This is a genomic window from Frondihabitans sp. VKM Ac-2883, from assembly GCF_015350875.1.
In the GTDB taxonomy this organism is placed as follows: Bacteria; Actinomycetota; Actinomycetes; order Actinomycetales; family Microbacteriaceae; genus Frondihabitans.
In genome coordinates, this window is sequence record NZ_JADKSF010000006.1 from 175,915 (window position 1) to 197,478 (window position 21,564).

The following is a 21,564-nucleotide window of genomic DNA, read 5'->3' on the forward strand; positions in this document are numbered from 1 at the left end:
CGCCGGGGTACACCCTCCCGGGGCTCCGCCCGACCGCTCCCACTATGTTGAGCGCATGCCCTCCGCCTCCGGCTCCTCATCAGCCGCCCGCCGTGCCGCTGTCGTCTTTAACCCGATCAAGATCGACGTCGACGCCGTGAGAGCGGCCGTCGCCACCGCCGAGCGCGAGGCCGGCTGGCAGACGACCCTGTGGTTCGAGACGTCGAAAGAGGACGCCGGCCAAGACGTGACCAAGAAGGCGCTCGAGCAGGGCGCCGACATGATCATCGCTGCCGGCGGCGACGGCACCGTGCGCGCGGTGGCCGAAGCGATGCACGACAGCGAAGCGTCGCTCGCGCTCCTGCCGTCCGGTACCGGCAACCTGCTGGCGCGCAACCTCAAGCTGACCCTCGAGGATCTCGACAACTCGCTCCACACCGCCTTCAGCGGTAACGATCGAGCCATCGACCTCGGCCTCATCGATATCCGCCGCGAAGACGACTCGGTCACGAAGCACGTCTACGTCGTCATGGCGGGCCTCGGAATAGACGCCCGTATGCTGGCCAACACCGACGCCGACCTCAAGAAGCGCGTCGGGTGGCTCGCCTACGCGAAGGCGCTCATCACCACGCTGCTCGAGAAGAACTCGCTCAACTTCCGCTACAGCTTCGACGAGAAGCCCGCTCGCTCCATGCGTGCGAACACGATCATCATCGGCAACTGCGGCGCTCTACCCGCGAACATCCTGCTGCTGCCCGATGCGGCAATCGACGACGGACTCTTCGACGTGCTCCTGCTGCGCCCGGAGAGCGTGCTCGGTTGGCTCAAGATCCTGTACAAGGTGTTCTGGGAGAACGGGGTCATCCGCCGACTCCCCTTCGCCGACAAGCTCAAGGGCACCGAGAACGAAGAGCTCCGCTACGTGAAGGTCAAGTCGGTGACCGTCAAGCTGCGCGACGCCGAAGACATCGAGATCGACGGCGACGGATTCGGCAAGGCCGTCGGGTTCCGCACACGGGTCAAGCCCGGTGGTTTGACGGTGCGGGTACCGAAGGGCTGATCCGCTCTCGGCGTCTGGTCACGCTGACGCGGGGTGGGTGCCGCGAGAGCGCGGAAAGTGCCCACAGCCCACCGGCGAGCGGCCGTTTGTGCGCGTTCGGCGAGCGACCAGGCGACGAGGATCCGGGGGCACCGCCGATCCGGCCGACGTCGGTGGCCCACCCGAGGTTGTGACCTCGGGGTCGGCCTGGATCCTGCGCTTTAGTCGACTGTCAGAGCCCGAGCGCCGCGCTCCCGACGCGTCACGGCGATGTTGTGGATCGCGGTGGACAGGAGCCCGGGAACGATCACGCTGAGGCCGACCACGGCTCCTGACAGCAGGGGCGAGAACTCGATCTGGAGCTGCACCATGATGACCGAGAAGAACATCGCCGCGTTGGCTGCCGTGTCGATCCAGCGCTCGAGTCGGGGCTGGCCCTTGTCGATGCCCCAGTTCCACTTCCACCGGCCGGGCTCGCGGCGTGCTCGAAGCAGGGGCGTGAGGCTCACGACGGCAAAGCCGGTGAGGTAGAGAGCGCACCACCAGGGGGTCATGGATAGATCATGGCAGATCGCCGCACACGGGTGGTGGGCCGTTTTCGGTGGTGAACCGTTACGGGCAGCCTGCGGCACCGGCGAAGCCGAACCAGCCGTGGCTTGCGACGACGTCGCCCGTCATCCCCCGGGATGTGACTCGCACGACCGGCCGGAAGTCCGACGTGCTGCTTCCGGCGCTGAGCGAGCACCCGGAACCCTTCTTGCTGTACTTCACTTCGACCGAGAGCACCGCGGCGGTGTTGGGGACGATAGTCAGGCCGCCGGCGATATCGAAGCGGGCGTCGATGTTGTCGCCCGCCATCCGCACCGGGAAGGCCGTCGAGAAGTCGCCGTCGAGCTGCGTTGCAACGATGTCGACGCCGCCGTCCGGGCCGAACACCGGCAGCGTGAGGCGATCGATCGAGACCGGGCGCCCGCCGGTGTTGTCGACGACGATGCGCAGTCGGCAGTCGAGCCCACTCGTGACGGTGACGAGCGAGTCGAACTGCTGCTGACCGTCGTCGAGCGAGTCGTCGACGGGCTGCGTGGTGATCGCGCCCGAGGCGCAGGCCCACGGGCGGGCGTCCTGACGGATGACGACGCCGTCGCGGGAGACCGCCGCGCTCACGGGCCAGGCAATGGCCGCGGACGCGGCGACCAGCAAGGCCGCGACGGCCACGGCTGCGGTCAGGCGTGGACGCCATCGCTTGGCCGACCTCGAGGGCTCGGGTGCGGGAGCGGAAGCGGGGGCCAGGACGACCCGAGAATCACTCATACCCGGATCATAGGGGCCCTTTTGCTCGCGAACCAACCACAAGAAACAATTGCCCCGGGGGGTGACTCGCCCCTAGGCTCGGGCCCAACAAGGGGGAACCATGTCGTATCGCCGGACCGTTCTTTGCTCCGTCGCCGTCGTCGCTGCAGCGCTCACCACCGCGGGCTGTACCGCTTTCGCGCCGCCCACGGTGCAGCCGTCCTCGCACAAGAACGTCGCCGCGGTAGCGCAGAAGTCCAATGCCGAAGACCGGTTCGCGATCCTGCACCGTAACTTCACCTCGACCGATGCACTCCCCGATGACACCGCCGCCGTCGAGGACGACGAGGTCGTTCTGAACAGCCAGCGTCGCGCGGGATCCGACCACGGCACGACGTTCTGGATCGCCGAGACGAAGTCGGGCGGTGCCTGCCTCATTGCGCACAACCCCGACCCGAAGAGCGCAAACACCTGGACCATCTGCTCCAGCGACCACATGGACAAGGGCGCCCAGGTGACCGGGATGTCCGATGAGACCCAGCACGGTTACCTTTTCACGACCGACGGTTACGCGCCCGTCGGGGCGAACCCCCCGCGCAAGATCACCGAAAACGTCTGGGCTGACTGATGGCCCGGCCGCGTCGCGGTCAGCGGTAGACAGCTGCCGGCAACGGCGACCTCTCGCCTGTCACGCGTCGAGCAACAGCCGCATAGCCGCCTTGAGAGCGTCGTTGCCTTGGCGCAGATCGGCTGCTTCTGCCTCGAGGGCGGCGACCTTAGTGTCGGCCGGGGCCGGATCCCTGTCCGGTGTCATCGCGGGGCGAGACACGGGCACTTCAGGATCCGCGACCGCCTCAATCTCGTCGGACGCCGCGGCCGGTTCGTCGTCTGGGGCCACCTTCGTCGTGACCACGGCCGAGAATCGCGGTCGCTGCTTCTTTCGGGCAGGCTTGTCTGGTGCCGGCGTCGCAGCAGCGACCCAGGCCCGGAGCGACTGCTGCCCGACACCGAATTCGTCTGCAACGACCATGAAGACGTGCCGGTCTTTCGGGTTCGTGGCGCGGCGTTCCAGAACACGGGCTGTCGCCGCCTCGCGAGTCGCGGCGTCGTACTTCTGCTCAAAGGCCATGCCGAGAATCTAGGGCACCGGCGCTCCGATGTCTGCCGGGAGGGACATCTCGGTTGGCGGGTGCGTCGACTCGCGGGGCTGTGCGCGAGCCTGCGCGCGGCTTGCGACCGCACGTGCACCCACCAGTTGTCACACGAGCGACGCGCTGGGCGTGACTGTCGCGAAGCTTCCGTCGAGGGCGGCCATGAATGCGGCATGCACGCTGGCACCGGGAACGGTGGTCTCGCCGAGGGTCAGATCGGGGGCGGCACATGCATCCGAGACGACCGTGCAGACGAAGCCGAGCTCGTGCGCGGCCCGGGTGGTGGAGTCGATGCACATGTTGCTCATCATCCCCACGATGACCAACTCGGTGACCCCGGCCTCGCGAAGCACTGTCTCCAGCCCGGTGTCGATGAAGCTGTTCGGCTGGTGCTTTTCGAGTACTGTCTCCCCGTCGAGGGGCGCGACCGCCGGGTGGAAGCCAATGCCGGGGGTTTCGGGAACGAAGAACGTCGCGTCGGGGGCGGTCGCCACATGGAAGATGTGCACGACGAGCTCGCCCGACTCGCGGAACGAGTCGAGAGCGGTGCGCGCGGCGGCCGCTGCGGCTTCGGGTTCGACGAGGGGGAAGGCGCCTCCCGGGAAGTAGTCGAGCTGGATGTCAACGAGGAGGAGTGCGCGGGTCATGGTTCGAGTATGGCCTTACCCGCGACGCCGACCCGGCCATATCGACCCGGCTACATCGACCAGACCTCTCGCCGTCTCGCCAACCGACACCCTCGATCCCGCCTAGGCTTATTGCGCGTCGAGGCGCCAAGACCTTGACAATGCCGGGGCGATTACTTGCCGACAAGATGAACGACTACGGCGAGAGTCACCGACTGGAGAACCAATGGTCGAGAAGCCGACAGTGCTGTTCGTGTGTGTCCACAACGCGGGTCGGTCTCAGATGGCCGCCGGATTCATGAGAGAGCTATCGGGCGGCCGCGTGGAGGTACTCTCCGGTGGATCCGAACCGGGCAGCGCCATCAACCCCGTTGCCGTCGCCGCGATGGCCGAAGTGGGCATTGATATCACCGGTAACGTTCCCCAGCGCCTGACGACCGATCAGGTTCGCGAATCCGACGCGGTCATCACGATGGGCTGCGGAGACGCCTGCCCGATCTTTCCCGGCAAGCGCTACGACGACTGGGAGCTCGTCGACCCGGCAGGCAAGGCGATCGACGAGGTGCGCCCCATCCGCGACGACATCCGCTCGCGCGTCGAGGCGCTCTTGGCCGACCTCCTCCCGCCCGACTCGCCGTCGGCTCCGTGAGACCTCAATCTGACTGCTCGCCGCGGCTGAAACACGTCGTTTATGAGGTTTCGCGGGCGCGTGGCCTACCTCAGCTTGCTTGGGCCGGGCGTCGACCCACGCCGGTTAATGCCTCCCGAGCCGGACTGCTAAGCGACGCCCATCGGCCATTCCGACCCGGCGCGCCGAGTCGGTTTGGCCGATCTTCGTCACTTTGGCCTGCGACTTCGATCCGTCCGAGCAATGAGCGACAATCGACGCATGCCGTCGATTAGCCCAGAAGGATCCGTCGTGGCCGTGAGTCGGGATCCTGACCATCGTTTCAGCAAGCCCGTCGTCGACGAGATCACGCTGGTCGCCGGCTGGGGTATCGAGGGCGACACCCACGCGGGCGTGACGGTTCAACACCGGTCACGAGTGGCCCGCGACCCGAACCAGCCCAACCTGCGGCAAGTGCACCTCATCCACGCCGAGCTGTTCGATGAGGTGGCTGCTTCCGGCTACCGGGTTGAGGCTGGCCAGCTCGGCGAGAACGTGACGACGCGGGGTGTCGATCTTCTCGCGCTCCCGGCTGACGCTCTCCTTCGCCTCGGCGAGGAGGCCGTGGTCCGCGTCACCGGGCTGCGCAACCCCTGCCAACAGATCAACGGCTTCGAGCCCGGGTTGCTCCGGGAGGTCCTCGGCCGCTCCGAAGACGGCGCCGTCGAACGCAAGGGCGGGGTCATGGCCGTGGTCGTCGCGGGTGGCACTGTTCGTGCAGGCGACGAGATTCGGATCGAGCTTCCGGCCGGCGAAGCGGTGCCCCTCCAGCCCGTGTGAGCTTTGCGAACCGCTTCTTCCGGCCGGCGAAGCGGTTCCTCTCCAGCCCGTATGAGCTCTGCGAACCGCTGGCCCTCAGCGAGCGCGACGACGCCCGAGAGCAATCGCCGCAGCAATCACCAGAACCACGAGGCCGCACAGGCCGACGAACGTACCGAACACTGCCAGCACCCCGGCGCCGATATTCGCGCCACCGCCGTCGTTGCTGGTGTTGTAATTGAAAAGAAGGGCCGCCCCCAACACCAAGAGCCCGAAGACAGCTACTGCGAGGCCCGTGACGGTAAGAGACATGTTTGCGCGGCGGCGACCTTGAGGTACGGAGGCAGCGGGTGATTTGGACACGACCGAAGCCTACCCAGCGGCATACGAGCATCGCGCCGGTCGCCGGTCGCAGCCCGCGGGTCGAACGTCAGCCGAGCCGGGTGTAAGCGATGCCGCCGTCAACGTCGATGACCGATCCGTGCAGGAAAGCCGCTTCGTCTGAGACGGCGAAGCGCACCGCGTAGGCGACATCCACCGGCCGCACCGGTCGACCGGCCACCGTTCCGGCCGTCATCGCTGCAAGGACGTCGGCGCTATCGGCGTTGCCGGGCGTGCTCGTTGCACCCGGCGATACCGTATTGACGTTGACCCCACGAGGGCCGAACTCCGCCGACCACGTGCGCGTCATCTGCTCGAGTGCCGCCTTCGAGGCCGTGTACATCGCCCCGAAAGGGACGCCGACGCGGGCCATCCACGAACCGATGTTGACGATGGATCCGCTCCCCCGCTCGGCCATGGCGGGCGCGAGGGCGGCAACGAGTACGTGCGGCGCACGGATGTTGGTCGCGAGCACGGCGTCGAGGTCGTCGTCGGCAAGATCGGCGGTCGGCGTAGCGGGATAGATGCCGGCGTTGTTGACGAGGATGTCGATGCGGCCACCACCGAGAGAGACGGCCTCGGCGGCGAACCTGCGGATGTCGGCGGTCGACGACCCGAGGTCGGCCACGAGTGCGGAGGCTTTGCCGCCGGCGCGTTCGATTGTCGCGACGACGCTCTGCGTGCGGGCTGTGTCGCGACCGCTGACGATGACGTGGGCACCGGAGGCGGCGAGCACGCGAGCTATGGCTTCACCGATGCCACTGCTCGATCCGGTGACGAGGGCGGTTCGGCCGGCAAGGCGGGCGTCGGGCGTGAGGGAGGCGAGTTCTTGTTCGTTGGACTTCATGGTCCATTACTAGCATGGATTGGACCGGTGAGTCCATCGAGGTAGTCTTGAGCAATGCAGGAGGCGAACATCACTGAGCGCGGCCGGGCCACTCGGCAACGCATCATCGAGGCGACGGGGCGCGAGATCCTCGCGTCCGGCATCGGCGGAACGACTCTCGACACTGTTCGAGCAGCGACGCTCACCAGCAAAAGCCAGCTATTCCACTACTTCCCCGGCGGCAAGGCCGAACTAGTGCGCGAGGTCGCCGTCTGGGAGGGCGGCGAACTCTTCGCGGCACAGAAGCCGCACATCGACGATCTCTCGAGCTGGGAGTCGTGGCACGCCTGGCGTGACGCCCTCGTCGACTACTACATCGGGCTCGGACGCTGGGCCTGCCCGATCGGTTCGATGGCGACGCAAGCCGCCATGACGGATCCTGAGCTGGCTCGAATCATCACCGAGAGCATGACGACCTGGAGGCTGCTGCTGGCGTCCGGGGTCACGAAAATGCAAGACGCCGGCTGGGTCGACGTCGCTGCCGACCCTCAGCGAATCGCGGTGGCCATTCTCGCGGCACTCCAGGGTGGGCTCGTGTTGAGTCAGCCCGAGAAAGCGTCATGGCCTCTAGAAGCTGCGATCGACTCCGCCTTGGATGTGCTGCACAAGGTCGGTAACGAGGGCTGATTTGACTCAGGCGCGACCACTCGGAGCACGGCGGAGTCCGAGCCACACGAGAACGAGGCCGACGACCACCATCACGGCGCCGACGTAGAGCCACGTCCGGTCGCCCGTCATCGTGCTCCCCGGAATCAGGTTGAGACCCTGCCCCGCGAAGACCGCGCCGACGATTGCGACGACGAGTCCGACTGCCACGAGGGCGATGCGCCCGGTTCTGCTCTGCATGATGCTCACCGTACGCGCCTGAAGCGCCGGCGCGGGCGTTCAGCGAGTGCGAGGTGATACGAATCGGCCAACATCACAGCGCCGCGGCGCGCGAGGTCGGCCAGTTCACGCGATGTCGCCGGTTGGCGCGAGGTCGGCTCAGGCGCGATCGTGAAGCGTGATCTGGTAGCCGTCGGGGTCGGCGAAGGTGAAGGTGCGACCGAACGGGCCGTCGATCGGCGCTGCAACGATCGTGTGCCCGTCGGCGACGAGTGCGTCGTGAATCGCCTGCACGTCGGTCGCGTGGAGCCAAATCGCCGCACCGATGCCGGGCTGGTCAACCGACTCGAGGTCGGTACCGGCGACGACGTCGCGCAGCGCGAAGGCGATCGGCGTGGTCTCGAAGACGACCGCGTGCGGCGGGCCTGCCTTAGAGCGGACGAGGCCGAGGTAGTTCTCGTAGAACGCCTGCGACGCATCGAGATCGTGAACCTGGATCGAGAGGAAGTCGGGGCCGGTGACGGGCATGTGGTTCTCCTTTTTCGTGTCAGCTTTCTGACATAGCTCAACCTATGTCAGAATACTGACATGAGTCAAGACGGAGACGCGATCGACCTCGACACCTCGCTCGGCTACCTGCTCAAAGAGGCCTCGAGCGCCCTCCGCGCCGCCATGGAGGAGGTGCTGCGCCCCCTCGGCATGACCATCACCCACTACTCGTGCCTCGAGCTCCTCGCGCAGCGGCCGGGCCTGTCGAACTCCGACCTCGCGCGAGGCGCATTCGTCACCCGCCAGTCGATGAACGTGCTGCTGCAGGCCCTCGAGCGCGACGGCTTCGTCACGCGACCGGCTCAGGCCCCGGTCGGCAAGACCCTGCCCACTCGGCTCACTCCCCGGGGTCGGCAGCACCTGTCGGCGGCAACTGCGGCCGTGCGTTCCGTGGAGGTGAGGATGCTGGCAGGCATGTCGGGCGATGAGCAGGCAAAGGCGTTCAGGATCCTGCGCTCCATGATCAGCTCCCTGCGCGACGGCAACCCTGCCGGGTAGGTCGGCGGCGCGCCGCTCCGGGTGGCGCACGTGGCTCGCGACCTGACGCGGATCGGCCACCATCACAGCGCCGCGGCGCGCGAGGTCGGCCGCTTCACGCGACGTCAGCGTCGGGCGGCGCAGGCCCGCGAGATGGTCTTATCTGCAGCCGCGGCGCCGGCGGGACGCAGACTCGGCCATCTCGCGAGCACGCGCGACACGACACAGCACGAGGATCCGGCCCCACCACCCCTAGGCTCTCGACCATGGCCAAAACCGCAACCCGCACCACCGACACGACCATGATCCTGTTTGGAATCGGGGTGCCACTCGGCGTCCTCGGCCTCGTCCTCGTCGTCTGGACGGCTATCGACGGCGGTGCGGTCGCCGACTCGATCCTGGGCGGCTCGGGCTTGATTGCGGGTGCAGTCCTGATCGCTGCATCGGCCATCGTCGACGCTATCGGCCGCAGCCGCCAGTGACGCGGGAGGCGTCGGCAGAGGTGAGTGCGGCTCCGACCGAGCGGCGCGCCATCCTCTCCCCCGTCGCGACACTCGCCTTCCGGGGTGCCCTCGTCGGCGCCCTGAGCGCGTACGGCGTCCCGATGCTGTTCGCCGAAGGGCTGGTCGTAGCGACGATCGTGACGAACGAAGGAGTCGCCGCCGCAGCGCAATGGACGCTTCTCTCCGCGGGGTTCGGGGTCGTGGCGGGAGTCGTCTGGGGGCTGCTGGGGGCTGGTGCGGGGGCGGTTGCCGGATCCTCGTTTTCTGGTCTTTCGCGACGACTACCGCCCAAGTCGGCTCGTCTCGCCACGGGCGCTGTGGAGGGCGTCCTCGTGGGGATCTTCACGGGGGCTGGGATCGGCGTGTTCTTCAGCCTCGACGTCGTGTCGATTCTGGTCGTCGGTGTCGCGTCCGGGCTCTTGGCGATGGGGACGGCGGCCTCGGCGCTGCGCACCCGTGATGCCGCAGTAGAGGCAAGGGAACTGCACGACGTCGCGGCGGGGCAGTCGCGCTAAGCGACGCGAATCGGCCAATACGACGCGGCGAGCCGTGCGCTAATGGCCGATCCGCGTCGCTTCGCCCGGCGATCCGACGAGGTCGCGCGAATCGGCCAATGTCACAGCGCCGCGGTGCGCGAGGTCGGCCGATTCGCGTCGCGTCAGCTCTCGTCGAGACTCAACGGCAGCACCGGCCCCCGGAGCTGGCCCCAGCCGAAGGTGCTTTCCGAGATGAAATCCTGGAGGCCGTTGTAGAAGCGGCGCTCAAATTCCTTCTCCGACTCTGGTGCGAAAAGATACTGCCCGCATGCTTCGCCGAGCACCGTGACCTCGAGCATGAGCTCGTTCTCGCCAATCGGTGTCTCGCCGCTGACGTCGGCACCCTCCCAGTCAACGATTCGAATTCTGACCGAGGCGCGTTCCGACGGCGTCAATAACGTCGCTATCGCGGGAAGCACCGCCGACGGCACGATCTCATCGAAGAAACGCTGCACCGTCCACTGGCTCGTCATGAGCGGATCTTACGAGGTCGCGCGAATCGGCCAACGTCACAGCGCCGCGGCGCGCGAGGTCGGCCGATCCGCGCGAGGTCACCGATTCATGAGCGCGACAGTAGGCGAGGTCGCCAGCGCAACACTGCCGAGACGCAACCAGCGCGCCTCACCACGTATCGGGAGCAGCACCGCGCGGCACCGGCTCCGGCCGCGCAACCGTGCTCGTCAGCTCGACGACCCGCTGCTCGGAGCTCGACCGGACGATCGCGTCCATCGCCTCCAGTACGTGGAAAGCGAGCTCGCCCGAGGCCCGGTGCGGCCGACCCGTCTCGATTGCCCGGGCCATGTCGGCGAGCCCGTAGCCGCGTCCGGCCTCTTCGTAGCCGGCGGACACCGGAACCGCCCGGAACGCGAGATCGTCGACCGTCGATACCTCGACCGCATCGGAGAACCGGTTCGGGTCGGGAACAGCGATCGTGCCCTGCGTTCCGTACACCTCGAACAACGGCGATCTCGTCGCTCGCACTTCGAAGCTCACGGTGAGGGTCGTCGTCACCCCGCTCGTGTGCTGCACGAGCGCACTGACGTGAGTGTCGACGTCGACGGGGATCGGCGTGCCGGCGAGCGGCCCCGTGGCGACCGTCCGCTCCCGACCGGAGCGGGTCGACGAACCAGTAACGCGTTCAATGGGCCCGAAGAGCGTGATGAGAGCGGTCAGATAGTAGGGCGCCATGTCGAGCAGGGGGCCACCACCCGACTGGTAGTAGAAGAGCGGCGCCGGATGCCACGCTTCATGGCCGGGCGCAGACCAGTGCACCTGCGCCGCAACCGGCTCGCCGATCAGACCGGAATCGAGAAGGTGGCGAGCGGTCTGCACGCCGGTGCCGAGCACGGTGTCGGGGGCGCTGCCGACTCGCAAGCCCTTCGACGCAGCCAGCTCGAGCATGGGCCGCGCCTCGACGGGGGTGAGACCAAGCGGCTTCTCGGCGAAGACGTGTTTTCCGGCGGCAAGGGCGCGCATTCCGATCTCGACGTGCGTCTGCGGCAGGGTGAGGTTGATCACCGCGTCGATCTCGTCGTCGGCGAGGAGTTCGTCGACGCTCAGCGCCCGCACACCCTGCTCGTCGGCGACCCGCTGTGCCCGAGCCGCGTCGATGTCGGCCACGGCGATGAGCCGTAGCCCGGGCAGCCGGTGGAGGCTGTCGAGGTACTGCTCCGAGATGGTGCCGACCCCGATGATGCCGACTTTCAGCGCGCTGCCCACAGGAGCCCTCGTTCGATGATGGAGCGAATCGGATCCTGCTCGAGGATGTCGACCTGGTGGCCCGGGGTCGCGACGAAGACGCGCCCCTCGCCCCACTGCCGCGTCCAGATGGCGGGGCTCGTGACCTCGCGGTGAAAAGGATCCCACGGGCGGACTTTCTGGGTCGTCGTCGCCAAAACGTCGTTGTAGTCGTCGTGAAGCACCCAGTACTGCTCGGTGGTGAGCTCGAAATCGCGGACGCCGGCCGTGATCGGATGGGTCGCACCCATCTCGGTGATCGAGACGGTGTACGGAACGTAGTTGTCGGCGGGCGTGCCGGTGCGTTCGCCGGGAGCCTTGCCCGGGTGGGTGGCGAACTGCCCGCCGACGAGGTGCAGGTAGTCGGAGTTGTTCCGGAACGAGTCGGCGATGCCGCCGTGCCAGCCGGCGAACCCTGCGCCGGAGACCACCGCTGACTGAAGGCCGCGGAACTCGTCGTCCGCAATGGTCGACATCGTCACCGATTGGACGATCAGGTCGATGGTCTCGAGGTACTCCGTGTCGGCGTAGACGGCGGTCGACTCCTCGACCCGCACCTCGTCGAAATGCTCGTGGAGGAACGGGAGGAAGAGGTTGGTGGCCTCAACCGGCTGGTGGCCGTCCCACCCGCCGCGCACCACCAGTGCCCGGCGCGAATCTCTGTGTGACACGGTGACGGCCTTTCTCGAGGGGAGGCGACGCTGACCCTCCCGCGTACTCACCCTGACACGGCGATGGAGAGTCAGCGCGCAGCGACACCGGGGTTCATTCGACGCCCGACGGTCACGCCGGTGCGACGGGGGCATTCCTGATGCGCCAGATGCTCGGGACGCAGGCAACGGCAAGACTCGCCAGGGCGATGAGTGCGCCGGCGCCGAGCAGCACCGGTTGCGTGCCGGTGACTGCTGAGAGCGGCCCGACGACGACCTCTCCGAGGGGAATGGCCACGAAGGATCCGACGGCGTCATACGAGTAGACCCGGGCCAGTTTGTCTCCGGGGATGTGCTGCTGCAACGACTGGTCCCATGCGATGCCGAACTGCTCGATCCCGATCCCGCCGAGAGCGAAGCAGACGATCAGCCACGGCACTGACGGGTGCAGAGCCAGCATCGTCACCGGGAGCGCGGAGATCGCTACCAGCAGCACGCCGATGCCGAGCGCTCGGGAGGGTCGCCATCGGAGTGCGAGGAGCGAGCCGAGCACGAGACCCACGGTCTCGGACGCGATGATCAGCCCCCACGAGGCGCGCCCGAAGGTCTGGTCGGCGATGAGCGGTCCGAGCACGGCGATCGCTCCCACGAAGGCGGCGTTCACGACCATGAATTGGGCGACCACGACCCACACCCACGTTCTCCGAGAGAATTCGCCCCAGCCCTCGCGCAGATCGTGCAGGATGCTCTGTCGCTCCTCCGGTGTCTCCGCCGGGCCGCGCACGCGGATCCGCGAGAAGAGCGCGGCCGCGGCGAGGAATGCGAACGCGTCGAAGGCGAGCCCCCACCCCGGGCCGACTGCCGCGATCACCAGCGATCCGATGGCCACCGAGATGAGGGTTCCCGCGTTGATGCCGAGACGGAGGATCGAGTTCGCCGAGCGCAGCTGATCGGGCTCGACCGTCGAGGGAACGAGTGCGGCCGAGGCGGGAAAGCTCACGGCCGCGACGGCGCCGTTGACGACGCTGAGGCCTGCCAGCAACGGAATCGTCGCTGTGCCGCCGAGCACGAGGGCGGCGATGACCCCCTGGCTCAGCGCCGCTGCGATCGATGCCCCGGTCAGGAGGAGGGTTCGCGAGAACCGATCGGCGAGGACGCCTCCGAAGAGCAGTACCGCGACGTTGGCTACCGAGCGACAGGCGACGACGAGGCCAAGATCGGAGGCCGAGCCGGTCAGGTCGAGCACCGCGAAGGCGAGAGCGAGGGGTGCGACCGAGTTGCCCAACACGGTTGTGAAACGCGCCGCTGCCAACCACCGGAACGGCGGGGAGGCCAGAGGCCCGCGCATCAGGGGCGGTCCATCTGAAAGAGCGCCGCCGACATCGACACTCGGACGGCACCGGCCGTTCGTGCCGGCAGCGCCTTGGCATGCAGCCGCGCCGAGGCGTCTCCGACTGCTTGGACGATGGCGGCCCACTCCCCCGGATCCAGCCACAGCTCAGCATCGGTCGACACACGCGGTCCGTCTGCGGGGAACTCCGCCCGACGTTGCAGCTCAGCGGCGAGAGTGGCGACGTAGTGCCGAAAGGAGGCCGGATCGACTGCCTGAGGATCCTCGGATTCGTCGAGGGGCACGAACGGCTCGGCCGACGACTCGTGTCGGTACCGCTTGGCGTCGCCACCTCGCACCCTCGTTCGTTCGACCACCCGCACGAGGCCCGCTCGCTCCAGGAGCCGCAGGTGATAGCTGGCGTTGGCCTGGGTGACATCGAGCTCCCGAGCGACCTCGGCGGCGCTCAACGCCGCTGCGGTGACGAGCGACAGGATGCGGAGGCGGAGGGGGTGCGCCGTGGCGCGGAGGCTTTCGAGGGGGTCCACGCGTCCACTCTGGTGGCGCCAACTTCGACTGTCAAATAACTGTTTGGGGGTCGCGGCAGCGAGTCGAGTGCGCCCCCTTGCAAATTTGAAGGAAAAACGCGCACGGCCGAACGCAAACATCACGATCGGCGGGGGTCGTCCTCGCGTTTCTCCTTCGAATTTGCAGGGGTCACAACGCGCACGCACCAGGCCACCACCGGCCCCTCGCCACGCCGGGCCACTAACGTGCAGGCATGTCATTCAACGACGACGCGAGGATCGACAGCAGCAAGGTCAAGCGCCGTGGCCGCACGGCAGGGGTCGCGGGCGGAGGCATCGGGGTCGTGGCGATCGCGGTGTACCTGATCGCCCAGTTCACGGGCGTCGACCTGTCGGGCGTGGTCAGCGACGGCAGCGGCTCCGGGGCGGGACCGCAGCAGATCCAATCGAGCTCTCTCGCCAGCTGCACGACCGGCGCCGACGCCAACGCCGACATCGACTGCCGGATGGCCGGTGCAGCCGACTCCCTCGACACCTACTGGAGCACCGAGGCGCCGAAACTCGGCGTGCGCTACGAAACCCCCGAATTCTTCCTGTTCACCGATTCGACGACCACCGGCTGCGGCGCGGCCAGCTCGTCGACCGGACCGTTCTATTGCCCGCCCGATCGAGCCCTCTACGTCGACACCGCGTTCTTCGACCAACTCCGCCAGGACTTCGGCGCGAGCGCGGGGCCCCTCGCCCAGATGTACGTCGTGGGGCACGAGTGGGGCCACCACATCCAGCAGGAGAGCGGCAGTTTCGACACCGCGGACCGCACACAAACGGGCCCAGGATCCGACACAATCCGCCTCGAACTCCAGGCCGACTGCTATGCAGGGGCGTGGGTCGGCGCGGCATCGACGACCACCGACTCCACCGGTACCGCCTTCCTGGCACCGGTCACCCGAGCCGAGGTCGCGGACGCTCTCGATGCGGCCGCGGCAGTGGGCGACGACCGTATCCAGGCCGCCAGTGGCTCGGGCGTCGACTCAGATTCGTGGACCCACGGATCCTCGGCCCAGCGTCAGAAGTGGTTCGAGGTCGGGCGCGGCCGCGGGGCTGCATCCTGCGACACGTTCGGAGTGTCGGCCGGGGCGCTGTAGGTTCGGCCGGGGCCCGCGCCTGCCACGACGCGCCCGCACCCCCGCCTGCCGCCGGCCCCCGAGTGCCGCCAATCGCACGCTCGGCCGGCCCCAGATCGGCATTTGGCGCCACTCGCCAGCCGGCGCCCCCACCGAATGTACGAAAACGGCCCGCTCGCCCCACGCCGCGGGCCGAATTCGCGCACGCGGTGAACACCCGCCGCAACTCGGTCCCGTACTCAGCCGTCCGACCGCGACAGCGCGCCCTCAAGCAGCTCGAAGTCGATCTTCACGTGCTCGCGGGCGATGCTCGACGCCTCGTCGGCGAGGCCGCGAGTGATCGCGCCGACCAGCGCCTCGTGCTCGACGGCGGCGCGCTGCTCCATGGCCGCCATTCCTTCTGGCTGACCCCAGAGGTGGGCGGGCGCGGTCATGCTGATTCGCGATTCGAGCTGCAGGAGCACGTCGCGCAGGATGTCGTTGCGGGCGCTGGCGATGATCGCCGTGTGGAGGCGGCTGTCGGCCTCCTGCTTGGCAAGGCCCGAAGCGGCATCGCGGAAGGCCGAGAGACGGTCGGCCAAGATCGTGATGTCGGTCTCGTCTCGATTCTCGGCCGCCGCGCGCGCGATGGTTCCGTGCAGGCGGCTGATGGCGTCGCAGGTTTCGCGGAGGGAGTCCCACCGCGCGGAGAGGGTGCGCTGGACGGACGCCGTCGACGAGACCGGCCATTGCGCCTTGACGAAGGATCCGCCGCCCCGGCCCCGCTGAGTCTCGAGTAGCCCGCGGTCAACGAGCCGGGCTAGCGCCGCCCGCACCGTCATCCGGCCGGCGCCGAGCGATGCCGCGAGGTCACGCTCGGCGGGGAGCTTGGAGCCGGGAAGGTACTCGCCGATGGCGATCGCCGTGACGAGACGATCGGTGACATCGTCGATGCGGCTGGAGGTCTCGAGAGGGGCCGCGAGCGCACCGAGGATCACGCCAGACGACACCTGTTCGCCATCGGAAAGCGCTCCGCCCATCGATGCCCCTCACCCTTTTGTTACACCTACGTTAAGTCACAATCAAAGGTCTTGGCACGAGACCATTTCGTGCCGCACACTCTCGCCATGCCGAAAGTAACCGAAGACGCCCTGCCGTTCGAAGGGGGCCAGACCTGGCTCCAGGTCACCGAGCCGACCGATCCGAAGCCGGGTGCTCTGCCGCTCGTCGTGCTCCACGGCGGCCCGGGCATGGCCCACGACTACGTCAAGAATCTCGCCGCCCTCGCCGACGAGACCGGACGCTCCGTCGTGCACTACGACCAGTTCGGCTGCGGCCGCAGCACCCACCGCCCCGAGGCTCCCGCCGACTACTGGACGCCGCAGCTCTTCGTCGACGAGTTCTTCGCCGTGGTCGCGCATCTCGGCTTGATCGAGTACCACCTGCTCGGACAGTCGTGGGGCGGCATGCTGGGCGCCGAGATCGCCGTTCGTCGCCCCGACGGGCTCCGCTCGCTGTCGATCTGCAACTCCCCCGCGTCGATGCAGCTGTGGGTCGAGGGAGCCAAAGAACTCCGCGCCGAGCTCCCCGCCGAGACGCAGGCGGCTCTCGACCGGCACGAGGCCGCGGGCACCACCGATGACCCTGACTACTTCGCTGCCGCCCAGGTCTTCTACGACCGCCACGTCTGCCGCGTCACACCGACTCCGCAGGACTTCGCCGACAGCGAGGCCCAGATGGAGGCCGAGCCGACTGTGTATCACACGATGAACGGCCCGAACGAGTTCCACGTGATCGGCACCATGCGCGACTGGACGGTCATCGACCGCCTCCCCCTCGTCACCGCACCGACGCTCGTCGTCGCTGGCGAGTACGACGAAGCCACCCCGGCGACCTGGCAACCGTTCGTGGACGGGATCGCGGGATCCTCGTCGCACGTGTTCGCAGGAGCCAGCCACTGCTCGCACCTCGAGCAGCCCGAGACCTTCCGCGCTGTGATCGGCGCGTTCCTCGCTACACACGACCCACGCTGAAATACCCCGGACCACCCCACCACAACCCCACACATCGAGTCATTCCTCCTCTCCCCAAGGACATCCCCATGACGCTCCGAAAAGAATCCCCGACCCCCTCCTCCCCCACCGCCGAACTCTCGAACGAACAGCAGCTCGAGAAGTTCGGCTACAAGCAAGAGCTGAAACGCTCCGTCTCGACCGTCGACCTGCTCATCTACGGCCTCATCTTCATGGTGCCGATCGCCCCCTGGGCCATCTTCGGCACCGTCTACAACGCGTCGTCGGGCATGGTGCCGCTCGTCTACCTCGTGGGCCTCGTCGCGATGATCTTCACGGCTCTCGCCTACGCGCAGATGGCGAAGTCGATTCCGCTCGCAGGATCCGTGTTCTCGTACGTGGGCCGCGGCATCCACCCCGTCGCCGGGTTCTTCGCCGGGTGGGCCATCCTGCTCGACTACCTCCTGGTGCCGACCCTGCTCTACGTCTTCGCGGCGCAGTCGATGATCGGCCTCTTTCCGGGCAGTGCCGCGTGGATCTGGGCGCTGATCTTCGTGGCGATCAACACCGTGGTGAACCTTCTCGGCATCTCGTCGCTCAAGATGATGAACAGGATCTTCCTCGCCGTCGAGGTCGTCTTCGTCGTGATCTTCGTGATCATCGCCGTCGTCGCGCTCAACCACGGCACGATTCCGGGCGCGCAGTTCACCACCGACCCGATCTGGGATTCGAGCAAGGTCACCGGTCCGCTCATCGCCTCGGCCCTGTCGATCGCTGTGCTGTCCTTTCTCGGATTCGACGGCATCTCGACCCTCAGCGAGGAGTCGACCGGCAAGCGTGGCGGAGCCGGCAAAGCCATGATCCTGGCCCTGTTCATCGTGGCGTTCCTTTTCGTGCTGCAGACGTGGCTCGCCTCCGCGCTGGCCGCCGGACACGGTCCGTTCTCGAAATCGGAGTCCGGCAATGCGTTCTTTTCGCTCGTCGAAGCCGCATCCAGCAGCCAGTGGGCCAAGGCGTTCTTCGTGGTCAACGTGCTCGCCGTCGGCATCGCCAACGCGATGGCCGCGCAGGCCGCGACCTCGCGCCTGCTGTTCTCCATGAGTCGCGACAAGCAACTGCCCGCCTTCCTGTCGAAGCTGAGCTCCCGCCGGGTGCCGCAGTACGCCATCATCACGGTGTCGGCCCTTTCGGCCTTCCTCGTCCTCTTCTTCGTCGGACAGATCGACCTGATCTCGTCGCTCGTCAACTTCGGCGCCCTGTTCGGATTCATGCTGTTGCACGTCTCGGTCGTCGTGCACTACATCGTCAAGAAGAAGTCGACGAACTACCTGCTGCATCTCGTCGTGCCGGTCATCGGCTTCCTGATCATCGGCTACGTGCTGCTCAACGCGGCGCCCGAGGCCAAGATCGGGGGCCTCGCCTGGCTCGTTCTCGGGGCCGGCGTGTTCCTCTACTACCGGATGACCGGCCGTAAGACGGTCGTAGGCTCGGAGTCGTGACCGACTACTCAGAGGGCCTTGACCACTTTCTCGACAAGTCGCTCGGGCGACCTGGCTTCACCGCCGATGTCGCACCGGCACTCCGGATCGCCCCGGGCACCGGCGAGCGCATCGGCTTCGAAACGAGCGACGCCGTCTATGCCGAGCTGCACTCTCACCACGACATGGCGAAGCTCGAGGCTCAGATCAACCCGGTGACCGGGCCGGTCTATGTCGAAGGGGCTCGCCCGGGCGATGCCCTCGCGGTGACGGTTCACGAGATCCGCCTGAAGGAGCACGGCTGGTCAGTGAGCCTTCCAGGATCCGGGGCACTCCAGCACGTGATGGGCGACGAGATGTTCACCCGTCAGGTTCCGATCGACGATGACGGCGTGCATGTGACCTCGCGGCACACGTTCGCAGCGCTGCCGATGATCGGCTGCATGGGCACGGCCCCGGCGTCCGGATCGAACTCGACGATCATGCCGGCCTACGCCGAGGGCGGCAACATGGATGTCACCGAGAACCGGGTCGGATCGACGGTCTATCTGCCGGTGCAGGTCCAGGGCGCGTATCTGTCGATCGGCGACATCCACGCGATCATGGCCGAGGGCGAGTCGTCGTTCGTGGCTATCGAGGCGGAGGGGGTCGCTGTCGTGTCGATCGACCTCGTACCGGGGCTGACGCTACGGGCACCGCGTATCGAGACTGACAACGACTGGATCTTCGTCGGCCTCGGCAGCCCCGTGCAAGAGAGCATCCGCCATGGTTACGAAGACGCGTTCGCGTTCCTCGTCGATGATCACGGGTGGACGAAGGGCGACGCGTATGCCGTTCTGAGTGCTGTCGGCCATTCGCGCCTTGGAGGGCCGACGGGGTCGGTCGAACCCGATCCGCTGCACCCGTTCGACGCGGTCGGGGCGGTGACGCTGCACCGGGTACCGAAGAGCGTGCTCTGACGCACCCCCACTCGGGCCCTCTGCAGCGGCGCGTCGCCCGTGGTGCGCCGGTGGCCCGCCGCGGCGAGTGCCGGCAAATGCATTCCAGCCGGGCCTCGCAGCGTCATTTAGCGACACTCGCCGAACAGAGCCGCCTCCCGGACACAGCCGAAGCTGCGTGCCCGGGAGGCGCGGCGCGATCGGGGATCTGGGTCAGCGGTTGACGGCGCTGCGTCCGACCACGCGGGTGTAGATGAACAGCACGATGATGGCGCCGATGATCGAGCCGAAGAGGCCGGCGGGCTGGAAGAAGCCGTCCATCGGGTCGTGCTGGAAGATCAGGAAGCCGAGGAATCCACCGACGAACGAGCCGATGATGCCCAGGATGATCGTCTTGACGATTCCGAGGCTCTGTCGTCCGGGGATGACCGCGCGGGCGATAAAGCCGGCGATGAGGCCGACGACGATGAGGGTGATGAGCAGACCGATCATGATGTTCTCTTTTCTTTCGGTGCACGCGGGGGCGTGCGGTGGTGGTGGTGCGGATGGGAACGCCAGTTTCAGCGATAGGTCGACTCAACCACCCCGGGGGGTGTGCCGTCACACCCCTGGGGGTGGGATGCTGAATTCATGACCACGACGACGAACGCGACGACCAGGCCCCTCACCGTGACGCTGGTCGACGACTACGACGTCGTACTGATGGGGCTGGCGCACATGTTCGATTCGTACCGCGATCGGATCCTCGTGTCGGAGATCGACGCCAACGCCGTCCTGCACGACTCGATCGACATCGTGCTGTACGACTCGTTCGCCCAACCGGAGTCCGACCACCATGAGATCGCCGGGCTCGTCGCCAACCCGCAGGCCCGTCACGTCGTCGTCTATACCTGGAACTTCCAACCCGAGCTGGTCGAGACGGCTCTCGGTCAGGGCGTGCACGGGTACCTCTCGAAGACCCTGCCCGCGCGCGAGCTCGTCGAGGCCCTTGAGGCTGTGGCACGCGGCGAGATCGTCGTGAGCGAACCCGGTCGACGGGCGCCGAGCGCGGCCGGACTCGACTGGCCGGGGCGCCGCGAGGGCATCACCGACCGTGAGTCCGAGATCCTGGCCCTGATCACCCAGGGCAAGAGCAATGCCGAGGTCGCGACGCTGACCTACCTCAGCCCGAACACGGTCAAGTCGTACATTCGGTCGGTGTACCGCAAGATCGGCGCCGAGAGTCGCACCCAGGCGGTGCTCTGGGGCGTCGGGCACGGATTCACCCCCGACCACCATCGCATCGACCACTGGCTCGGAGGGCCGTAGGGAGTCAGCCGGTTGCAAGTCAGCCGGTTGCGAGACAGCTCGTCGCGAGCTGGTCGCCTAACTCTGTTCCACCCTGAGGTGTATTTGCGCCCACCACGAGTCGTCCGCTGGGGCGACGCCCTCTCCCGTCGCCTCTGCGAGTGTGGACGCATGGGACGATCCATCGGATACATGCTCGCCTGGTGGCTGGTCGGAGCGGCGGCCGGTCTTCTGCTCGGCGGGGCAACATCCTTCGGCCAGCAGTATCTGCCGGACGGCGTCAGCTCGTTCGCCAACTCGAACAGCGGCTGGACTTTCCTGGCGTTCGTCGTCACCGTCGTCTGCACCCGCTGGAGCAGTGCCCGTCGCTGGTGGGTCGCCGCCGGGCTCGGGCTCGTCGTCTTTCATGCGCTTCTTCAGGGTTACGCGGTCGTGTCGACACTCCGCGGCTTCCCCGACTCCTACGGCCCCGGCGACTTCTACTTCACCGTGGCGACCCTCGCCGGGCCGGTCGTCGGGCTGGCCGGCTACTGGTGGCGTTCCCCGTCGGGCGTACTTCGAGCCCTCGGTGGCGGCATCTTCGTAACCGTCATGATCGGCGACGGCGTCTCCGGTCTCTTGCGAGTGGCCGATACGACGGGGTGGCTCTACTGGGTCATCAGCATCGCGATCGGCGTGGGTGTTCTGGCGTGGCTGCTAGCGCGCCGCCTCAGCCGCCGACGCGACCGTGGTCTCGCGGTCGCTCTCTCCGTCACCGGAACCGCCGCGTTCGTGTCGGCGTTCGCCCTCCTCTGACCCCGTCACCCCAGGCGCGAAGGCACGAGGGCACGAAGG

The 21,564-nt window shown here is 67.4% G+C and carries 29 protein-coding genes; 14 read left to right on the top strand and 15 right to left on the bottom strand.

The genetic code is table 11. The annotated features are described in order from the left end of the window. Positions 1–55 precede the first annotated feature (55 nt). On the top strand, positions 56–1,039 hold the full coding sequence (locus ITJ49_RS12645; protein WP_194605826.1) for a diacylglycerol kinase family protein: 984 nt from the start codon (positions 56–58) through the stop codon (positions 1,037–1,039). Between the two features lie 200 nt (positions 1,040–1,239). Here the strand turns inward: ITJ49_RS12645 and ITJ49_RS12650 are convergent, their stop codons facing one another. Together ITJ49_RS12650 and ITJ49_RS12655 are read right to left on the bottom strand one after the other, a co-directional pair. After that, positions 1,240–1,572 (bottom strand): hypothetical protein, encoded by a 333-nt coding sequence (locus tag ITJ49_RS12650; protein WP_194605828.1) that lies wholly within the window; start codon positions 1,570–1,572, stop codon positions 1,240–1,242. Positions 1,573–1,630: 58 nt separating this feature from the next. Beyond that, entirely contained in the window at positions 1,631–2,329 is a 699-nt protein-coding gene (locus ITJ49_RS12655) for a hypothetical protein (protein WP_194605830.1), read from the bottom strand. 100 nt (positions 2,330–2,429) lie between these two features. Here ITJ49_RS12655 and ITJ49_RS12660 point away from each other — a divergent pair, with 100 nt between their 5' ends. After that, positions 2,430–2,936 (top strand): hypothetical protein, encoded by a 507-nt coding sequence (locus ITJ49_RS12660; protein ID WP_194605833.1) that lies wholly within the window; start codon positions 2,430–2,432, stop codon positions 2,934–2,936. Positions 2,937–2,996: 60 nt separating this feature from the next. Here the strand turns inward: ITJ49_RS12660 and ITJ49_RS12665 are convergent, their stop codons facing one another. Both ITJ49_RS12665 and ITJ49_RS12670 read right to left on the bottom strand, forming a co-directional pair. Further along, positions 2,997–3,437 (bottom strand): hypothetical protein, encoded by a 441-nt coding sequence (locus tag ITJ49_RS12665; protein ID WP_194605835.1) that lies wholly within the window; start codon positions 3,435–3,437, stop codon positions 2,997–2,999. 129 nt (positions 3,438–3,566) lie between these two features. Further along, a complete protein-coding gene (locus ITJ49_RS12670; RefSeq protein ID WP_194605837.1) occupies positions 3,567–4,106 on the bottom strand; it encodes a cysteine hydrolase family protein in 540 nt (179 codons plus the stop codon). A 205-nt stretch (positions 4,107–4,311) separates the two neighbouring features. On the opposite strand from ITJ49_RS12670, the gene ITJ49_RS12675 reads away from it, so the two are divergent. After that, entirely contained in the window at positions 4,312–4,734 is a 423-nt protein-coding gene (locus ITJ49_RS12675; RefSeq protein ID WP_194605839.1) for an arsenate reductase ArsC, read from the top strand. Positions 4,735–4,974: 240 nt separating this feature from the next. Continuing rightward, positions 4,975–5,532 carry an MOSC domain-containing protein gene (locus ITJ49_RS12680; RefSeq protein ID WP_194605841.1) on the top strand — a complete coding sequence of 186 codons (558 nt, stop codon included), beginning with the start codon at positions 4,975–4,977 and terminating at the stop codon, positions 5,530–5,532. Between the two features lie 75 nt (positions 5,533–5,607). Here ITJ49_RS12680 and ITJ49_RS12685 read toward each other — a convergent pair whose 3' ends face one another. Both ITJ49_RS12685 and ITJ49_RS12690 read right to left on the bottom strand, forming a co-directional pair. Next, positions 5,608–5,874 (bottom strand): hypothetical protein, encoded by a 267-nt coding sequence (locus ITJ49_RS12685; RefSeq protein WP_194605843.1) that lies wholly within the window; start codon positions 5,872–5,874, stop codon positions 5,608–5,610. Between the two features lie 67 nt (positions 5,875–5,941). Then, entirely contained in the window at positions 5,942–6,739 is a 798-nt protein-coding gene (locus ITJ49_RS12690; protein WP_194605845.1) for an SDR family NAD(P)-dependent oxidoreductase, read from the bottom strand. Between the two features lie 54 nt (positions 6,740–6,793). Here ITJ49_RS12690 and ITJ49_RS12695 point away from each other — a divergent pair, with 54 nt between their 5' ends. Beyond that, a complete protein-coding gene (locus ITJ49_RS12695) occupies positions 6,794–7,405 on the top strand; it encodes a TetR/AcrR family transcriptional regulator (protein WP_123944360.1) in 612 nt (203 codons plus the stop codon). A 6-nt stretch (positions 7,406–7,411) separates the two neighbouring features. Here ITJ49_RS12695 and ITJ49_RS12700 read toward each other — a convergent pair whose 3' ends face one another. Together ITJ49_RS12700 and ITJ49_RS12705 are read right to left on the bottom strand one after the other, a co-directional pair. Continuing rightward, positions 7,412–7,624: a hypothetical protein gene (locus tag ITJ49_RS12700; RefSeq protein ID WP_194605847.1), complete on the bottom strand. Its 213-nt coding sequence runs from the start codon at positions 7,622–7,624 to the stop codon at positions 7,412–7,414. Positions 7,625–7,762: 138 nt separating this feature from the next. Continuing rightward, positions 7,763–8,131 (bottom strand): VOC family protein, encoded by a 369-nt coding sequence (locus ITJ49_RS12705; RefSeq protein WP_194605849.1) that lies wholly within the window; start codon positions 8,129–8,131, stop codon positions 7,763–7,765. Between the two features lie 60 nt (positions 8,132–8,191). Between ITJ49_RS12705 and ITJ49_RS12710 the strand changes: the two genes are divergently transcribed. The 3 genes from ITJ49_RS12710 to ITJ49_RS12720 all read left to right on the top strand — a co-directional run bounded on the left by ITJ49_RS12710 (position 8,192) and on the right by ITJ49_RS12720 (position 9,647). After that, positions 8,192–8,650, top strand: coding sequence for a MarR family winged helix-turn-helix transcriptional regulator (locus ITJ49_RS12710; protein ID WP_194605852.1), 459 nt, complete (start codon positions 8,192–8,194; stop codon positions 8,648–8,650). A 245-nt stretch (positions 8,651–8,895) separates the two neighbouring features. Continuing rightward, entirely contained in the window at positions 8,896–9,111 is a 216-nt protein-coding gene (locus tag ITJ49_RS12715; protein ID WP_194605854.1) for a hypothetical protein, read from the top strand. Between the two features lie 20 nt (positions 9,112–9,131). Then, on the top strand, positions 9,132–9,647 hold the full coding sequence (locus ITJ49_RS12720; protein WP_194605856.1) for a hypothetical protein: 516 nt from the start codon (positions 9,132–9,134) through the stop codon (positions 9,645–9,647). A 143-nt stretch (positions 9,648–9,790) separates the two neighbouring features. Here ITJ49_RS12720 and ITJ49_RS12725 read toward each other — a convergent pair whose 3' ends face one another. From ITJ49_RS12725 to ITJ49_RS12745, 5 genes are all read right to left on the bottom strand, one after another. Continuing rightward, entirely contained in the window at positions 9,791–10,141 is a 351-nt protein-coding gene (locus tag ITJ49_RS12725) for a hypothetical protein (RefSeq protein ID WP_194605858.1), read from the bottom strand. A 148-nt stretch (positions 10,142–10,289) separates the two neighbouring features. Next, positions 10,290–11,387: a Gfo/Idh/MocA family protein gene (locus tag ITJ49_RS12730; protein WP_194605860.1), complete on the bottom strand. Its 1,098-nt coding sequence runs from the start codon at positions 11,385–11,387 to the stop codon at positions 10,290–10,292. Beyond that, complete coding sequence (locus ITJ49_RS12735; RefSeq protein ID WP_370544506.1) at positions 11,372–12,076, bottom strand: ThuA domain-containing protein; 705 nt, start codon at positions 12,074–12,076, stop codon at positions 11,372–11,374. The genes ITJ49_RS12730 and ITJ49_RS12735 overlap by 16 nt, the downstream gene beginning before the upstream one ends. Positions 12,077–12,188: 112 nt before the next feature. Beyond that, positions 12,189–13,343, bottom strand: a complete 1,155-nt coding sequence (locus tag ITJ49_RS12740) for an MFS transporter (RefSeq protein WP_370544510.1) — start codon at positions 13,341–13,343, stop codon at positions 12,189–12,191. Between the two features lie 59 nt (positions 13,344–13,402). Further along, positions 13,403–13,933, bottom strand: a complete 531-nt coding sequence (locus tag ITJ49_RS12745; protein ID WP_194605866.1) for a helix-turn-helix domain-containing protein — start codon at positions 13,931–13,933, stop codon at positions 13,403–13,405. A 233-nt stretch (positions 13,934–14,166) separates the two neighbouring features. Between ITJ49_RS12745 and ITJ49_RS12750 the strand changes: the two genes are divergently transcribed. Next, entirely contained in the window at positions 14,167–15,057 is an 891-nt protein-coding gene (locus ITJ49_RS12750; protein ID WP_194605870.1) for a neutral zinc metallopeptidase, read from the top strand. Positions 15,058–15,275: 218 nt separating this feature from the next. Here ITJ49_RS12750 and ITJ49_RS12755 read toward each other — a convergent pair whose 3' ends face one another. Next, the gene (locus ITJ49_RS12755) at positions 15,276–16,055 is read right to left on the bottom strand and encodes a FadR/GntR family transcriptional regulator (protein ID WP_194605872.1); all 780 of its coding nucleotides are present in this window, start codon (positions 16,053–16,055) and stop codon (positions 15,276–15,278) included. Between the two features lie 87 nt (positions 16,056–16,142). Between ITJ49_RS12755 and ITJ49_RS12760 the strand changes: the two genes are divergently transcribed. The 3 genes from ITJ49_RS12760 to ITJ49_RS12770 all read left to right on the top strand — a co-directional run bounded on the left by ITJ49_RS12760 (position 16,143) and on the right by ITJ49_RS12770 (position 19,464). After that, on the top strand, positions 16,143–17,048 hold the full coding sequence (locus tag ITJ49_RS12760) for a proline iminopeptidase-family hydrolase (protein WP_194605874.1): 906 nt from the start codon (positions 16,143–16,145) through the stop codon (positions 17,046–17,048). A gap of 68 nt (positions 17,049–17,116) precedes the next feature. Further along, the gene (locus ITJ49_RS12765; RefSeq protein ID WP_194605875.1) at positions 17,117–18,526 is read left to right on the top strand and encodes an APC family permease; all 1,410 of its coding nucleotides are present in this window, start codon (positions 17,117–17,119) and stop codon (positions 18,524–18,526) included. Further along, entirely contained in the window at positions 18,523–19,464 is a 942-nt protein-coding gene (locus ITJ49_RS12770; protein WP_194605878.1) for an acetamidase/formamidase family protein, read from the top strand. Before ITJ49_RS12765 ends, ITJ49_RS12770 begins: the two co-directional genes overlap by 4 nt. Before the next feature lie 192 nt (positions 19,465–19,656). On the opposite strand, the gene ITJ49_RS12775 is transcribed toward ITJ49_RS12770, so the two are convergent. Beyond that, complete coding sequence (locus ITJ49_RS12775) at positions 19,657–19,935, bottom strand: GlsB/YeaQ/YmgE family stress response membrane protein (protein WP_194605879.1); 279 nt, start codon at positions 19,933–19,935, stop codon at positions 19,657–19,659. Between the two features lie 138 nt (positions 19,936–20,073). Here ITJ49_RS12775 and ITJ49_RS12780 point away from each other — a divergent pair, with 138 nt between their 5' ends. Beyond that, complete coding sequence (locus ITJ49_RS12780) at positions 20,074–20,751, top strand: response regulator transcription factor (RefSeq protein WP_194605881.1); 678 nt, start codon at positions 20,074–20,076, stop codon at positions 20,749–20,751. A 150-nt stretch (positions 20,752–20,901) separates the two neighbouring features. Beyond that, on the top strand, positions 20,902–21,525 hold the full coding sequence (locus tag ITJ49_RS12785; RefSeq protein WP_194605883.1) for a DUF6518 family protein: 624 nt from the start codon (positions 20,902–20,904) through the stop codon (positions 21,523–21,525). Positions 21,526–21,564 lie beyond the last annotated feature (39 nt).